Source organism: Acetobacter ascendens, assembly GCF_001766235.1.
Taxonomy (GTDB): domain Bacteria; phylum Pseudomonadota; class Alphaproteobacteria; order Acetobacterales; family Acetobacteraceae; genus Acetobacter; species Acetobacter ascendens.
Genome location: NZ_CP015164.1, coordinates 1332952 through 1347405, shown reverse-complemented (window position 1 = coordinate 1347405; position 14454 = coordinate 1332952). Strand labels below are relative to the sequence as shown.

At 53.1% G+C, this 14454-nt stretch carries 13 protein-coding genes, 1 tRNA gene and 1 pseudogene; 12 read left to right on the top strand and 3 right to left on the bottom strand.

Going from position 1 to position 14454, the window contains the following annotated elements:
- The 8 genes from A4S02_RS06525 to A4S02_RS06490 are packed head-to-tail and all read left to right on the top strand — an operon-like array spanning position 1 to position 6589.
- Entirely contained in the window at positions 1–465 is a 465-nt protein-coding gene (locus tag A4S02_RS06525; protein ID WP_019088377.1) for an SUF system Fe-S cluster assembly regulator, read from the top strand.
- 3 nt (positions 466–468) lie between these two features.
- Positions 469–1959 (top strand): Fe-S cluster assembly protein SufB, encoded by a 1491-nt coding sequence (sufB, locus tag A4S02_RS06520; protein WP_070323294.1) that lies wholly within the window; start codon positions 469–471, stop codon positions 1957–1959.
- A 13-nt stretch (positions 1960–1972) separates the two neighbouring features.
- On the top strand, positions 1973–2743 hold the full coding sequence (gene sufC / locus A4S02_RS06515; RefSeq protein ID WP_003624093.1) for a Fe-S cluster assembly ATPase SufC: 771 nt from the start codon (positions 1973–1975) through the stop codon (positions 2741–2743).
- A gap of 17 nt (positions 2744–2760) precedes the next feature.
- Positions 2761–4023, top strand: coding sequence for a Fe-S cluster assembly protein SufD (gene sufD / locus A4S02_RS06510; RefSeq protein ID WP_204251321.1), 1263 nt, complete (start codon positions 2761–2763; stop codon positions 4021–4023).
- Positions 4023–5270: an aminotransferase class V-fold PLP-dependent enzyme gene (locus A4S02_RS06505; protein ID WP_070323292.1), complete on the top strand. Its 1248-nt coding sequence runs from the start codon at positions 4023–4025 to the stop codon at positions 5268–5270. Before sufD ends, A4S02_RS06505 begins: the two co-directional genes overlap by 1 nt.
- Positions 5267–5719 (top strand): Fe-S cluster assembly sulfur transfer protein SufU, encoded by a 453-nt coding sequence (gene sufU, locus A4S02_RS06500; protein WP_070323291.1) that lies wholly within the window; start codon positions 5267–5269, stop codon positions 5717–5719. The genes A4S02_RS06505 and sufU overlap by 4 nt, the downstream gene beginning before the upstream one ends.
- Positions 5706–6194 (top strand): SUF system Fe-S cluster assembly protein, encoded by a 489-nt coding sequence (locus A4S02_RS06495; protein ID WP_019088383.1) that lies wholly within the window; start codon positions 5706–5708, stop codon positions 6192–6194. The genes sufU and A4S02_RS06495 overlap by 14 nt, the downstream gene beginning before the upstream one ends.
- 26 nt (positions 6195–6220) lie before the next feature.
- Positions 6221–6589: a HesB/IscA family protein gene (locus A4S02_RS06490; RefSeq protein WP_019088384.1), complete on the top strand. Its 369-nt coding sequence runs from the start codon at positions 6221–6223 to the stop codon at positions 6587–6589.
- Here A4S02_RS06490 and A4S02_RS06485 read toward each other — a convergent pair.
- The 3 genes and pseudogenes from A4S02_RS06485 to A4S02_RS06475 all read right to left on the bottom strand — a co-directional run bounded on the left by A4S02_RS06485 (position 6543) and on the right by A4S02_RS06475 (position 10401).
- Positions 6543–7843 (bottom strand): annotated as a pseudogene (locus tag A4S02_RS06485) (class I SAM-dependent RNA methyltransferase). The gene A4S02_RS06490 and the pseudogene A4S02_RS06485 sit on opposite strands and share 47 nt — an antisense overlap.
- Positions 7844–7851: 8 nt before the next feature.
- Positions 7852–9765 carry a DEAD/DEAH box helicase gene (locus A4S02_RS06480; RefSeq protein WP_070323290.1) on the bottom strand — a complete coding sequence of 638 codons (1914 nt, stop codon included), beginning with the start codon at positions 9763–9765 and terminating at the stop codon, positions 7852–7854.
- A 180-nt stretch (positions 9766–9945) separates the two neighbouring features.
- Entirely contained in the window at positions 9946–10401 is a 456-nt protein-coding gene (locus tag A4S02_RS06475) for a membrane protein (RefSeq protein WP_006116552.1), read from the bottom strand.
- Positions 10402–10568: 167 nt separating this feature from the next.
- Here A4S02_RS06475 and A4S02_RS06470 point away from each other — a divergent pair, with 167 nt between their 5' ends.
- From A4S02_RS06470 to A4S02_RS06455, 4 genes are all read left to right on the top strand, one after another.
- Positions 10569–12044 carry a bifunctional ADP-dependent NAD(P)H-hydrate dehydratase/NAD(P)H-hydrate epimerase gene (locus A4S02_RS06470; protein ID WP_019088387.1) on the top strand — a complete coding sequence of 492 codons (1476 nt, stop codon included), beginning with the start codon at positions 10569–10571 and terminating at the stop codon, positions 12042–12044.
- A 39-nt stretch (positions 12045–12083) separates the two neighbouring features.
- A tRNA-Leu gene (locus tag A4S02_RS06465) sits at positions 12084–12168 on the top strand.
- An 89-nt stretch (positions 12169–12257) separates the two neighbouring features.
- Positions 12258–13592, top strand: coding sequence for a trigger factor (gene tig / locus A4S02_RS06460; protein ID WP_070323289.1), 1335 nt, complete (start codon positions 12258–12260; stop codon positions 13590–13592).
- 174 nt (positions 13593–13766) lie between these two features.
- Entirely contained in the window at positions 13767–14429 is a 663-nt protein-coding gene (locus A4S02_RS06455; RefSeq protein WP_019088390.1) for an ATP-dependent Clp protease proteolytic subunit, read from the top strand.
- The last annotated feature ends 25 nt before the right edge of the window (positions 14430–14454 follow it).

Genomic DNA, 14454 nt, shown 5'->3' with positions numbered 1-14454 from the left:
ATGCTGAAACTTTCCCGCCTGGCGGATTATGCAATCGTCATCTTGGTGAAACTGGGTGAACAGGAAGGCGTTGTTACGTCTCCAACACTTGCAGCCATTACAGGGGTGCCAGAGCCAACAGTGGCCAAGGTGCTCAAGGTGTTGTCTGCGCATGGGTTCGTGCTTTCCCAGCGCGGGGCAAAGGGCGGGTATCGCCTTGCCAGACCGTTGGCAGATATTTCTGTTGCCAGTGTTATTACAGCCGTGGATGGCAAGATTGCGCTAACAGCCTGTGTAGATGGCGGAGAGTGTGATACCGGCGTGTCGTGCGGTCTGTGTGGCAGCTGGGATACCATTAATCAGGCCATACGAACCACGTTGGAGGGTATTTCCTTGGAAAGTATGCGCAGCAAGGCATCGTGTTTTTCAAACATGCCACGATCCAATGCGCAGCCCAGCGCTGCTATGCCACGTGAGGGGATCTGAACCATGCCGGCAGTTACTGAAACCCGCGAAGCGGTCGAAAAGCTCGGCCAGTCCACTTACAAGTGGGGCTTTGAAACAGATATTCAGATGGACCTCGCCCCGAAAGGGTTGAATGAGGACATCGTACGCCTGATTTCTGCGCGCAAAAACGAACCAGAATGGCTTCTGGAATGGCGGCTGACAGCATTCCGGAAATGGCAGTCTATGAAGGAACCTACATGGGCCAAGGTTTCTTACCCGCCAATTGATTATCAGGATGCGCATTACTATGCCGCCCCGCGCAAGAAAGAAGGCCCTAAATCTCTGGATGAGGTTGATCCGGAACTTCTGAGAACTTACGAAAAACTGGGTATTCCCCTGCATGAGCAGGCTCTGTTAGCTGGTGTGGAATTGCCCGAAGGTGAAACAGCTCGTCCACCAGTTGCTGTAGATGCGGTGTTTGACAGTGTTTCGGTTGTCACCACTTTCCGCAAAACGCTGGAAGAAGCGGGGGTAATCTTCTGCCCGATTTCTGAAGCTGTGCAGGAACATCCAGAACTGGTGCGGAAATATCTGGGCAGCGTCGTGCCAGTGGCAGATAACTTCTATGCTGCCCTCAACTCTGCTGTGTTTACAGATGGCTCCTTTGTTTACGTGCCCAAAGGGGTACGTTGCCCAATGGAGCTGTCCACTTACTTCCGTATCAATGCACGCAATACAGGGCAGTTTGAACGCACGCTGATTGTGGTGGAAGATGGTGCTTCTGTTTCCTATCTGGAAGGCTGCACAGCCCCCATGCGGGATGAAAACCAGCTTCATGCGGCCGTGGTGGAACTTGTGGCGATGGAAGATGCTTCCATTAAATATTCCACGGTGCAGAACTGGTATCCCGGTGATTCCAAAGGGCGCGGTGGTATTTACAACTTTGTGACCAAGCGTGGCGCATGCCGTGGGGCACGCTCCAAAATTTCTTGGACACAGGTGGAAACAGGTTCTGCTATTACATGGAAGTATCCATCCTGCATCCTGCAGGGTGATGGATCTGTGGGTGAATTCTATTCCGTGGCTGTTACCAATAACTGCCAGCAGGCAGATACAGGCACAAAGATGATCCATATCGGGCGTAATACCCGTTCCACAATCATTGCCAAAACTATCAGTGCAGGCCGGTCAGACAGTACATATCGCGGTTTGGTGCGTGTGCAGCCCAAGGCTTCTGGCGCACGTAACTTCACCCAGTGCGATAGTTTGCTGATTGGTGATGAATGTGGCGCGCATACTGTGCCGTATATCGAAAGCCGGAACATGGCAGCGCGTATTGAGCACGAAGCTACAACATCCAAGATTTCAGAAGATCAGCTTTTTTATTGTCGCCAGCGTGGCCTGTCTGAAGAAGACGCGGTTGGGCTGATTGTGAACGGCTTCTGCCGGGATGTTCTTAAAGAACTGCCCATGGAATTTGCTGTGGAAGCACAGAAACTGTTGCAGATCAGCCTTGAAGGCAGCGTGGGTTAAGGGAGTACAGAACATGAGCCAGTTTTTGGAAATTTCCGGTCTGTGCGCCCGGATTGATGCCGATGGGCAGGAAAAGCAGATTCTCCGTGGTGTGGATCTCACCATCCCGCCGGGTGAAGTGCATGCCATCATGGGGCCAAATGGGTGTGGTAAGTCCACTCTTTCCTATGTTCTCGCCGGGCGTGAGGATTATGAAGTTACGGCTGGGTCCGTCACCTTTAAGGGGCAGGATCTGCTGGCTATGGAGCCGGAAGAACGTGCCGCTGCGGGTCTGTTTCTGGCATTCCAGTCTCCTATCGAACTGCCAGGTGTGAATAACGCCAACTTTCTGCGTACAGCGGTAAATGCTGTGCGTCGCGCCCGTGGTCTGGAAGAACTAGATGCTGTCGCGTTCCTAAAAATGGCGCGTGAGGCAGCCAAGTCTCTTTCCATGGCGCCGGATATGCTCAAGCGTAATGTTAATGTCGGTTTCTCCGGCGGTGAAAAGAAGCGCAATGAAGTGTTGCAGATGACACTTCTTCAACCTTCCTTCGCCATTTTGGATGAAACCGATAGCGGGCTGGATGTGGATGCCCTGCGTATTGTGGCGGAGGGGGTGAATCGTTTGCGCTCACCAGATTTCTCTGCACTGGTTATTACACATCATCAGAAACTGCTGGATTATCTGGTGCCAGACCGCATTCACGTTATGGCCAAAGGGCGGATTATTCTTTCTGGTGGGCCAGAACTGGCCAAGAGAATTGATCAGGAAGGCTACACTAAATTTCTGGCGGAGGCGGCGTGAACGCGATCAGCAAAGATATGAGCGGCCCTCTATCTTCGTTTGCGCAACGCCTGAACGATGTTGAGGGGACAGAGCGGAAAGCAGCCATTGGCGCACTGCTCAGAACCGGCCTGCCAGACAGGCATGTAGAGGCATGGAAATATACCAGCCTACGCCCATTGGCTGCGCAGGAATTTCAGACCCCGCCAGCGCAATATGATGCCGCGCAGGCAAAAAATTTGCTGGATAACCTGCTCAGCCAGCATGATGCCGTGCAGTCTTTGTCGCGCATTGTGTTTGTAAATGGCCGGTTTGTGAAAGACTTTAGCCTTCTGCCCGAAGGTGTAGATGTTTCCTTTTTCAGCCAAAAAAGCCTGACATCAGATGTGCAAGCCAGCCCAGATAGAGATCCTCTTGTCGCGCTGAACACGGCTTTGGTGGATGATGGAGCTATATTGCACGTTGCCAAGGGTGCAGATGCAGGGCGGGTGCTTCTGATTTCCTTGGGTGTTGCTGGGGATACTGCCATTTCTTTTCACCCACGCCATAGCGTGGTGTTGGAGGAAGGGGCGCATCTTTCGTTGCTGTCACTCAGTGCAGGCGTTGGGCCGTATTTCCATAATCCGGTTATAGAAGTAACGGTGGGGGAAAGCGCCAAACTCTACCACACCACTTTGCAGACCGAAGGGCCACAGGCCATAGCGCTAGCAACAACCTATGTGCAGGTCGCAGGGCATGGCGTTTATAATAGCTTTGCCCTTGGTTTAGGTAGCCAGTTGTCTCGGCACGAAGTGCATGCACGGTTGAATGCGCCACATGCTCAACTGCATGTGAATGGTGCGCAAAACCTTGCAGAACATCAGGTGGGGGATATCACCAGCGTAATTACCCATGCTGCTTCGGACTGCATTTCCCGCCAGACTGTGCGGAATGTGCTGGATGATCATGCACGGGGTGTTTTCCAGGGCAAGGTGCTGGTTGAGAAGGTCGCCCAGAAAACCGATGGCTATCAGATGAATCAGGCATTGCTGCTTTCTGAAAATGCAGAAATTGATGCCAAGCCTGAGCTTGAAATCTACGCGGATGACGTGCGTTGCAGTCATGGGGCAACCGTGGGTGCGCTGGATGATGACCAACTGTTTTATATGCGCAGCCGTGGTGTGCCAGAGGCACAGGCCCGCCATATCCTGATTGCAGCGTTTCTGGATGAAGCTCTTTCTCTGATTGAAGATGAAACGGCGCAGGAATACTGCCGCGCTATGCTGGCAATCCGTTTTTCTGCTGAAAGGAAGGCCGCGTAATGTCTCATCCTTCTATTACAGACACATCCGGGCTGGATCTGGCTGCTATTCGTAAGCAGTTTCCTATTCTGTCGGAAAAAGTGCACGATCGCCCACTGGTGTTTTTAGATAGCGCCGCTTCGGCCCAAAAGCCGGATGCCGTTATCAACGCCATGGTGCATACCATGCACCATCAGTATGCCAATATTCACCGTGGCCTGTATTGGCTGAGTGAACGTGCTACCGAGGCTTATGAAGCTGTGAGAGATCAGGTTGCGGGCTTTTTGAACGCACCTTCGCGGGAAGAAATTGTTTTTACCGGTAACAGCACAGAAGCCATCAATTTGGTTGCGTATTCCTTTGGCTCACTGCTTACGCCGGGGCAGGCTGTGGTTATTTCCGAAATGGAACACCACGCCAATCTGGTGCCGTGGCAAATGCTGCGTGACCGTATGGGAATTGAGCTGCGCATAGCCCCGATTACCGATGCCGGTGATCTGGATATGGATGCATTCAGTCAGCTTTTGTCTGATGGCAAAGTCGCACTTGTTGCCATTACCCATATGTCCAACGTGTTGGGAACTATTACGCCTGCACGCCAGATTGCCGATATGGCACATGCAGCCGGTGCGCTGGTGCTGTTTGATGGTAGCCAGGCAGTCGTGCATCATCGGACGGATGTGCAGGCTCTGGGGGCGGATTTTTACACCTTTACCGGCCACAAACTGTATGGCCCAACCGGCATTGGCGTTTTGTGGGCGCGGCGCGCACTGTTGGAAGATATGCCGCCGTTCATGGGTGGGGGAGATATGATCTCCACCGTGACGTTTGAAAAATCCACATGGGCCAATGTTCCGCACAAGTTTGAAGCTGGTACCCCTGCAATTGTAGAAGCTATTGGCTTGGGTGCCGCCATAGAATGGGTGGAAAAGTTTGGTTTTGATGCCATTGCGGCGCATGAACAGGCTTTAACCAGTTATGCGCTCCAGCGTCTGGCTACTGTTCCGGGGCTGAATGTTGTTGGGCACCCCAAAGAGCGTGGAGGCGTTATTTCCTTCACCATGGCGGATGTGCACCCGCATGATATTGCTACTCTGCTGGATCGCAACGGTATTGCCGTGCGTGCGGGCCACCATTGTGCAGAACCGCTTATGCGGCGCTTGGGTCTAACAGCTACAGCACGTGCCAGCTTTGGTATTTATACCGTGCAGGAAGAAATAGATGCGCTTGCCGATACGCTGGTGCGTATTCGGGAATTTTTTGTGTGATACAAACCGTGCCGGATTCTGATGCCCTGTATGACCGTGTGATTGTAGAGCGTGCCCGCGCTCCACAATATGCAGGTAAGCTGGAAGCACCTTCTGTGCAGGGCGAAGGCAAAAACCCAATGTGTGGGGATAAAACGCGGGTGGATATCGCGCTGAATGCAACCCATATCCAAAGTGTGCGCCACACTACGCGTGGATGCGCCATTTGTGCAGCAGCGGCTGATTTAATGGCGCAGCAGGTTTCTGGTTTGGATGTTGCGCAAGCTGTCAGCCTATCTGGTCGGTTTTCTGCCATGCTGGTGGGGGAAGCTTCTCCTGCAGGAGCGGCGGATACTTCATTAGGGCCGTTGGAGGTTTTCAAGCCTCTGCGGTCTCACAAGGCACGGATACGATGTGCCGAACTGCCTTGGATTGCGTTAAAGGAGGCGCTTTCTCATGCCGACGTCTGAAGACGTGCATGCTCCCGTTCTGCCAGAGGTAGAAAAGGAAGCTAAAACAGCAGAGGCTTCTGCCGATGTGCTGCATGCTGACCATGCGCCTGCCGGAGACGAAGCCGGAAAAGTAGAAAGCTGGACACCGGATGAAGGGGCAGAGCAATCAGCCCAACCTCACGCTGCCGGTGCTATTTCGGAAGACGCCGTGATTGAGGCGATTGCCACAGTGCATGACCCGGAAATTCCGGTAAACATTTACGAACTCGGCCTGATTTACGCGATTGATCTGTATGATGATGGCCGCGTGCGTATTGAAATGACACTAACAGCCCCCAACTGCCCCAGCGCGCAGGAACTACCTGTGCAGGTGAAAGAAGCAGTGGAAAAAGTGCCGGGTGTGAAATCTGCCGAAGTAGAAGTGGTGTGGGATCCGCCGTGGGATATGTCACGTATGAGTGATGAAGCCCGTCTTGCGCTGAACATGTTCTGAACCGCAAACTCAGGTGAGGGTATAAAATGTCTCAGAAAACGGCTGCGGCTCCTATAAAGCGGGAGCTTCCTCCTCTTATGCGGGTGTCTCAGGCTGCGGCAGATCGGTTGCAGCATTTGTATGCCACAGCACATGCAGGCCAGTTGCTGCGCATTTCTGTAAGCACCAAAGGCTGCTCCGGCAAAGCATATGACATGCAGTTTGTTGATACGCCGGGTGAAGGGGACGAGGTGGTAAAAGACCACGGCGTCACTCTACTGGTAGACCGCAAAGCCACGCTTTTCCTGATTGGTTCTGAAATGGATTATCAGGAAGGTGATTTGGAAGCAGGGTTTGTGTTTGCCAACCCTAACGAAAAAGGGCGTTGCGGCTGCGGCGAGAGCTTTCACGTTTAAAGCTGCAAACAGCTTCAATTTCTGCAGACCATAAAAACTGGTCAACCACAGTCACGTTTTCCACAGTATATCCGGCTTTGGATAGCAGGCTTGCATCCTGCGCCAAGGCTGCCGGGTTACAGCTTACATACACAATATGGTTAGGTAAGCCTTGCGCAATCTGGCGCATTTGCAGCTTTGCCCCTGCATGTGGGGGGTCCAGCACAACCACAGCAGAAGCTGCTATTTCCTTAGCTAGAATAGGCTGATGGTTCAGATCCCGGCAAAATGCGTTGATACGCGTGCCACCAGTCGCTTTTTTTTTAAGGCTTCCAAAGCAGGCGCATAACCTTCGTAAGCATTTACGCGGGCACGTTCTGCCAATGGAAAGGTAAGGGTGCCACAGCCAGCATAGAGTTCGGTGATAATATCCCGACGGTTCAGTTTGGCAGGCAGGCTTTTTACAACGGCATCCTGAATATATTTCTCGCTCTCACGCGTTGCCTGGAAAAAACTTCCAGGTGGTGGCGCAATTTGGTGAGAAGCGATTGTCTGAACAACAGAGCCCGATTGTGCCGCAACTTCCGGCAACCCGGTATCTTTGATCTGTTGCCAGCTAATGCGAGGGATATGCTGTTCTGTTGCCAGTTGGGCTAAACGGACGCGATCTGGTGCAGTCAGAGGCCCATCTGTTTGCAATAGAACATCTGGCCCAGAATCCAGCAAATTGATATGCAAATTGGCTTCGCGTCGAATGGCGTTTAAGCTGCGGAGCGTGGTCCGAAAAGCGGGTAGGGCTGCTAGAATATCAGGGTGCAACACAACACAGGTGGTAAAATCCGTAACCGCGTGGCTGTTGCGTGCATGAAGCCCAATAATAATGCCATCAGGCTGGCGTCTTACAGCCAGATCTGCTCTGCGGCGTGAATGTGGCTGCACCTGCTTTGCAGAAAATGCCGGCAGATTGCTAAAACCGGCTTTTTGTAAGGCATGTTGAACAGTAGCTGTTTTCCACTGCAAAATAGCAGCAGGTTTTACATGCTGGAGCGTGCAGCCACCGCATTGTTCAAACAATGCGCAAGGTGGCGTTTGCCGATCCGGTGAAGGCTGAAGCACCTCAACAAGCTGCCATTTTCCATCTGAACTTTTCGTCAGACGAACATGCTCACCAGCAAGGGTCTCTGGAATATAAGCTACGCGCCCATCTGGCGTACGCACGGCACCATCACCCTGCGTTGCCAGATAAAGAACGTCCGTATCGTAGGTTTCAGTCACAGATGTGTTCAGGACTGTGCGTCTGCATTGCGTTCAGCAACAGCATCCGTTCCCGGTGAGGCTGGTCTTATAGAACTCCGGCGAGGCAGAAGCATGAATGCTGGCACCATATCACCAAAGCCTTGTACATCACCGCCGGGTGCGGGTGGAATTTCATCCCGCTGGTAGCGTGTATTGCGTGTAGACTGACGTTCTGGGCGTGCAGCCTGCTGGGGTTTGGCTTCAGGCTGCTGCTCACGCGCCGCAGGTGCTGGATTCTCCTGCTCCCGCTGAGGTGTGCGGGGTTTACGAGCACGCCCTGCTGGTGGCCGTTTTTCATCAGACCACTCAAGCTGCTTCACACCATTCAGCGTCATACGCGGAATTTCTTTGCCCGTCAGCTTCTCAATGGCTTCTGCCAGCGCTTTATCGTACGGCGTTGCAATGCTGTAGGCATGGCCTTCACGCCCAGCACGGCCAGTACGCCCGATTCGGTGCACATAGTCTTCCGCATGGAAGGGGAGATCGAAATTGAAGACGTGGGAAAGGCCGCCAATATCAATGCCACGTGCGGCTACATCGGAGCACACAAGCACTTTTAGCTCATCGTTCTTGAACTTTTCCAGCGTGGAAAAGCGGACCGATTGAGGCAGATCACCATGCAATGCGGCGGCTGAAAAGCCATGCTTCACGAGTGATTTGGTCAAAATATCCACATCGCGCTTACGATTGCAGAACACAATAGCGTTCTGCAGCGCAGGGTCTTTCAACAGTTGGCGGAGCGTTTCCCGCTTGCTGTATTCATCCACCACCACAATGCCGGTTGTAATGGTTGTGGCTACCGAAGATTGCCGCGCAACCGTAATTTGCTTGGGAGAATGCAGGAATGCATCTGCCAGCTTACGGATGGTAGGCGCCATGGTGGCAGAAAACAGGAGAGTCTGCCGGTTGGCAGGCAATAGCCCAACAATTTTTTCAATATCGGGAATGAAGCCCATATCCAGCATACGGTCCGCTTCATCAATCACCAGAATACCGGTGTGGTTCAGCATCAAGCCACCGCGTTCAAACAGATCAAGCAGGCGACCGGGGGTGGCAATCAGCACATCCACGCCACGGTTCAGCACTTCTTTCTGATCCGCCATGCTTTCTCCGCCAATCAGCAGAGCATGGTTGAGCTTGAGGTATTTGCCGTAGTTCACAAAATTTTCTGCAACCTGCAACGCCAGTTCACGCGTGGGTTCCAGAATAAGGGAGCGAGGCATGCGTGCCCGTGCGCGCGAATCGGCCAAAATTTCCAGCATGGGCAGCGTGAAGGAAGCGGTTTTACCTGTTCCCGTTTGTGCAACGCCCATAACATCCCGCGCCATCAGAATGGCCGGAATAGCCTGTGCCTGAATGGGGGTGGGATGCGTATAACCCATGTCTGAAATGGCACGCAAAATAGGCTCGGACAGTTCCAAATCAGCAAATGTGATGGAATCTGTATCTTCTGCCGCTTCAACCGTGATTTCAGCCGTTTTTTCAGCGGGAGCCGGCTCAGGAGCAACAGTTTCTTCTACTGCAGCTTTTGGAGCTGCCTGTTTTTCAGCCGGTGGCGCAGGCACAGCTTCAGGAGCTTGCTCAACAACCTCAACAGCAGAAGCAGTGGCTTCTACGGGAGCAGGAGCTTCTGTTGCTGGGGCTGCTTCTGCCTGTTCTGGGGCGGTTGTTGCTGGTTCTTCAGCTTTCTCCACCTTTTCAGCTTTGGGCTTCCGGCGTCTTACAACACGCTTTTTAGGGGCAGGTTTTGCCTTAGCTACAACTGCTTTTTCAGCAGGAGCTTCAGTTGCTGCACCCGTATCTTCTGTGGCGTCTGCGGTGCTCACAGGGGCGGGAGTAGCCGTTTTTTTGCGGCTACGTGTTGTTGTCTTGCGGGGGGAGGCGGGCGTTTTAGCTGTCAATCTGCTCTCGGAACCGTAGGTCTGTCTGTTGTCAGCACTGGCTGAAGAGCCTGCCCGTATCGGGGTGCCTCAACTAAAGTGACTGAGGCACCGATTCACGTATCTACCCGGTCAGGCGTTTGTTCCGATAAAGCTGTTTTGGTCTGAAATCAAGTTTTTGCCAGAATGTTACTGTGTTTCTTAGGCAAAAGGATGGCCAAGGCAGGCTGAAAGCACAGCCAGCACGCCCAAGGCCACAATAAGCAGCACGCGGGAGCGAATGGAGTCGAACACAGAAGGCTGCGGGCGGATGGAACGACGGGCTTTTTGGTAGGGGCCTGTGTACATCATAACAAACAGCACAGCCATGATAATGCCCAAAAGCTGCATGAGGTTGGTTGTCCACGGTGCGTTGGCAAACCCACCTTCATGGATAATTAGCAGCCAGCCAGTAATCAGCGCGGTGGGGATGACGTGTGTTAAAACCTTAAAAAAACGGGCCAATGTCTGCAAGTGCACAGAATTGCGTTGTGTTGCATCCAGCAGGCGCAGACTGGGGCGCAAAATGATAACGGCATAAGCACCACCGCCAATCCACAGGATGATGCTGACAAGGTGGAGGGTGAGAACAAGGCTCCAGAGAATGGAATGGGGCATGCTGAACTCCGCTTGGCGTTAATGCAGGAAAAAGGCGCGGGGCGGGGAAGGGATAATCGTCCAACGCTTGTCTGCTGCCTGATTGCCAAGGGGACGGACGCTGCGCAAGGGTCTATATTTGCACAATTTGCACAAATTATTATCTGCTCTGTGTGCGGAGGCTCGATATGGCAGCAATATATCCTTCACTTCTGAGCGTTTATTCTCCCGATGAAATGGGGAAAATCGACCATATTTCGGCGCAGACGGTACCCGTTTCTGTATTGATGGAAAATGCTGGCCGTGCCGTGGCGCGCGCTATTCTTCGATACGAAAAGCCAGCCCGCGTGCTTGTGCTGTGCGGTCCTGGCAATAACGGAGGAGATGGATACGTGGTTGCGCGGCATCTTTACGATGCAGGCTGGCCTGTAGCTGTGGCGGAAATGGTGGCCCCTAAGCCAGGTGGTGCAGCAGCGGAAGCCTCGGCCCGATTCCGCGGTGTTCGCGTGCCGTTTTCTGTAAAGGAAACTGCAAGAGCAGATTTGGTGGTGGATGCCGTATTTGGCGCAGGATTGAGTAGAGATGTTGCCGGTTTGCCTGTTGAGGTGCTGCAAGCCACACGGCGTATCGTCGCCGTTGATATACCTTCAGGTGTGGATGGCGCGACAGGGTTGGTGCGTGGATATGCTCCGCAGGCTGCCATGACGGTAACGTTTTGCCGGTTTAAGCCAGGACATTTGCTGTATCCGGGTAGGGAGCATCTGGGGCGGTTGATTCTGGCGGATATCGGAATCCCACAAATCGCGCTCGATCAGGTGCCACCAACAACATGGCAAAATGAACCCGGTTTGTGGCATTTGCCGATTCCCGGCCCTGAAAGCCATAAATACACACGTGGGGTAGTGAGTATTTGTGCAGGCGAATCCATGCCGGGCGCAACGCGATTATGTGCTGGTGGTGCACGCGCTGCTGGCGCTGGTTTGGTGCGCGTGGCTGCTGGGGCAGGTGCTGCGGCGTATAAATTGGGTGCGCCCGGCCTTATTATAGATGACGCACCGTTGCCGACATTATTGGAAGATAAACGCCGGCGTGTGTGGGTTTGTGGCCCTGGCTTAACAGAAGCCGAAGTGCAGGCCACGCTGCCTGTGTTATTGGCTGCAGGTAAGAGTGTTTTGGCCGATGCTGGTGCGTTAAGTGCTTCTGCGGGTGACCCTGAAAAACTCAAAGGTGTTGCAGTTATAACGCCGCATATTGGGGAGTTTACCCGCGTATTCGGCCCGGTGGGCAGCAATCCTCCAGAACATGTCCGGCAGGCTGCTCAGCAAATTGGTGCCGTGGTGGTTCTAAAAGGTGCTTCCACTCTGATTGCTGCACCAGATGGGCGGCTTGCCATCAACAATCATGCAACCCCAGCATTAGGCACGGCTGGCTCTGGCGATACACTTTCTGGTGTTATTTCGGCTCTACTGGCCGCTGGTATGCCGGCGTGGGAGGCTGCATGTGCTGGTGTATGGTTGCATGGGGAGGCCGGACGGCAAGCCGGACCGTGGCCTGTGGCGGAAGATTTGGATCTACATTTGGGTGCTGCACGAGAAAAAGCAGCTCATATGCAGAAACAGAGGGTGAACTCGCACATGGGCATCTTGCCGTGGGCGCAGGTTTGAGTTAAGTCCACCCAACTCGTGACGGTGAGCACGTTATGCGCGGGTGTGGTGGAATTGGTAGACACGCCAGATTTAGGTTCTGGTGACGCAAGTCGTGGGGGTTCAAGTCCCTCCACCCGTACCAATTATTTTACGATCATGCTCCCGTCCTGGTCCGCGACGGCCTTTGCGTAGCGGGTGTTTGAGTTTTGTACCGAAAGGAAGGCCTGACCGATGCAGGTTACCGAGACCCTTTCCGAAGGGCTGAAGCGTGGTTTTACCGTAACAGTTCCAGCGGCGGAAATTGCCAGCAAGCGTGATGCGCGGCTGAAGGAAGTTGCAGCGAATCTGAACCTGCCGGGCTTCCGTCCGGGTAAGGTGCCTGTTTCTCTGGCCAAGCAGCGTTACGGCGAAAGTGTGTGGGCAGAAGTTCTGGAACAGACGGTATCTGACGCTCTGCGTAACGTTTTTGACGAACGCGGCATCCGTCCTGCTGGTCAGCCTAAGGTAGATCTGGTTTCCGGTCAGGTCGATGATGGAAAAGATCTGGAATTCACGGTTGAAGCAGAACTTCTGCCAGAAATTGCTGTGCCAGATCTGTCCGATCTCACGCTGACACGCCTGAAGGCAAATGTAAGCGATGAAGCCATCAACAAGGTGCTGGAAGATATCGCCAAGCGCGGTCGTACCTTTGAAGTGGTGGAAGAAGCTCGCCCTATCACCAAGGGTGATGTGGTTGCCATCGACTTCGTTGGTAAGCGCGACGGTGTTCCTTTCGAAGGCGGTTCCGCTGAAGATGTGAACGTTGAAATCGGTGGCGAAGGCTTTATCCCTGGGTTTGCTGAGCAGATCGAAGGCATGCAGCCGGGCGAAGAAAAAGTTATTACGGTAACTTTCCCCGAAGATTACGGCGCAACCGAGCTGGCTGGTAAAGAAGCAACCTTCGATATCAAAGCCAAGCAGATCAAGAAGCCAGTTGATGCGCCGATTGATGATGAGCTGGCCAAGAAGATGGGCTTTGAAAGCCTTGATCAGCTGAAAGATCTGATTCGCAAGCAGATTGAAGGCGAATACGATCAGCTTTCCCGCCTGCGTATCAAGCGTGAGCTGCTGGATGAGCTGGCAAAGAAAACTGATTTCACTGCGCCAGAAGGCATGGTGGATGCAGAATTCAACCAGATCTGGGCGCGCGTTGAAGAAGACCGTAAGTCCGGTCAGCTTGATGACGAAGACAAGAATAAAGACGAAGAAACCCTTCGCGCTGATTACCGTAAAATTGCGGAACGTCGCGTAAAACTGGGTCTGCTTCTGGCTGAAATCGGCCGCAAGAACAACATTACGGTAACGCCAGATGAACTGGGGCGTGCAGTGCGGGCAGAAGCCATGCGCTACCCGGGGCAGGAAAAGCAGGTGTTCGAATTCTTCCAGAAGAATCCGCAAGCAGCGGAATCTCTTCGGGGGCCGATCTTTGAAAACAAGGTTGTCGATTACCTGATTGAACTGGCCAAAGTGACCGATAAAGAGGTCACACCAGAGGAACTTTCAGATATTCCACCAGCGAATATCTAATAAGAAAAAGGCCGTGTCCCGCCAGTGTGAACTGGCGGGGCATTCTTTTTGGGCATGTTTTTCTTTTCCGGGGTGGCATCTTTCCACTTTATCTCTATCTTGAACCAGAGTGCCTGAGCTTTCTTGTGTTTGCGCAGGAAGGTGGGAAAGGCTAATTCAGTTTTTTATACGGGAATGAGTGGTATGAGGGATCGTGATCCCGTTGAGATTTTCAGCAATGCGCTGGTGCCGATGGTGGTCGAACAGACCTCTCGCGGTGAGCGGGCGTTTGATATCTATTCCCGCCTGCTTCAAGAGCGGATCATCTTCCTGACTGGTCCCGTTTACGATCAGGTTGCATCCTTGATTTCCGCGCAGCTTCTGTATCTGGAAAGCGTGAATCCTAACAAGGAAATCTCTTTTTACATTAACAGCCCGGGTGGCGTGGTTTCTGCCGGTTTGGCAATTTATGATACCATGCAATATATCCGTAGCCCCGTAAGCACAGTGTGCATCGGGCAGGCAGCCTCTATGGGTTCCTTGTTGTTGGCTGGGGGTGAAAAAGGGCGCCGTTTCGCACTGCCTAATGCACGCGTTATGGTGCATCAGCCTTCTGGCGGTGCGCAGGGGCAGGCAAGTGATATCGAAATTCAGGCGCGTGAAATTCTGATCATTCGTCAGAAACTGAATGAAATCTACCGTGAACATACAGGTCGCACGCTGGAGGAAATTGAGCAGAAGCTGGAGCGTGACACATATATGTCTGCTCACGAAGCTCAGTCCTTCGGGATCGTGGATGAGGTGATCAGCCACCATAAGGCGACAGAAACAGGCAAGAAGGATAAAAGTCATCCTTAATCTGGCGTACAGTAATCTTCCTGTT

Bases quoted from the DNA above. Each gene is read 5' to 3' on its own strand.
- A4S02_RS06525 (WP_019088377.1), top strand. From the start codon at position 1: ATGCTGAAACTTTCCCGCCTGGCGGATTATGCAATCGTCATCTTGGTG.
- sufB (WP_070323294.1), top strand. From the start codon at position 469: ATGCCGGCAGTTACTGAAACCCGCGAAGCGGTCGAAAAGCTCGGCCAG.
- sufC (WP_003624093.1), top strand. From the start codon at position 1,973: ATGAGCCAGTTTTTGGAAATTTCCGGTCTGTGCGCCCGGATTGATGCC.
- sufD (WP_204251321.1), top strand. From the start codon at position 2,761: ATGAGCGGCCCTCTATCTTCGTTTGCGCAACGCCTGAACGATGTTGAG.
- A4S02_RS06505 (WP_070323292.1), top strand. From the start codon at position 4,023: ATGTCTCATCCTTCTATTACAGACACATCCGGGCTGGATCTGGCTGCT.
- A4S02_RS06495 (WP_019088383.1), top strand. From the start codon at position 5,706: ATGCCGACGTCTGAAGACGTGCATGCTCCCGTTCTGCCAGAGGTAGAA.
- A4S02_RS06490 (WP_019088384.1), top strand. From the start codon at position 6,221: ATGTCTCAGAAAACGGCTGCGGCTCCTATAAAGCGGGAGCTTCCTCCT.
- A4S02_RS06475 (WP_006116552.1), bottom strand. From the start codon at position 10,401: ATGCCCCATTCCATTCTCTGGAGCCTTGTTCTCACCCTCCACCTTGTC.
- A4S02_RS06470 (WP_019088387.1), top strand. From the start codon at position 10,569: ATGGCAGCAATATATCCTTCACTTCTGAGCGTTTATTCTCCCGATGAA.
- tig (WP_070323289.1), top strand. From the start codon at position 12,258: ATGCAGGTTACCGAGACCCTTTCCGAAGGGCTGAAGCGTGGTTTTACC.
- A4S02_RS06455 (WP_019088390.1), top strand. From the start codon at position 13,767: ATGAGTGGTATGAGGGATCGTGATCCCGTTGAGATTTTCAGCAATGCG.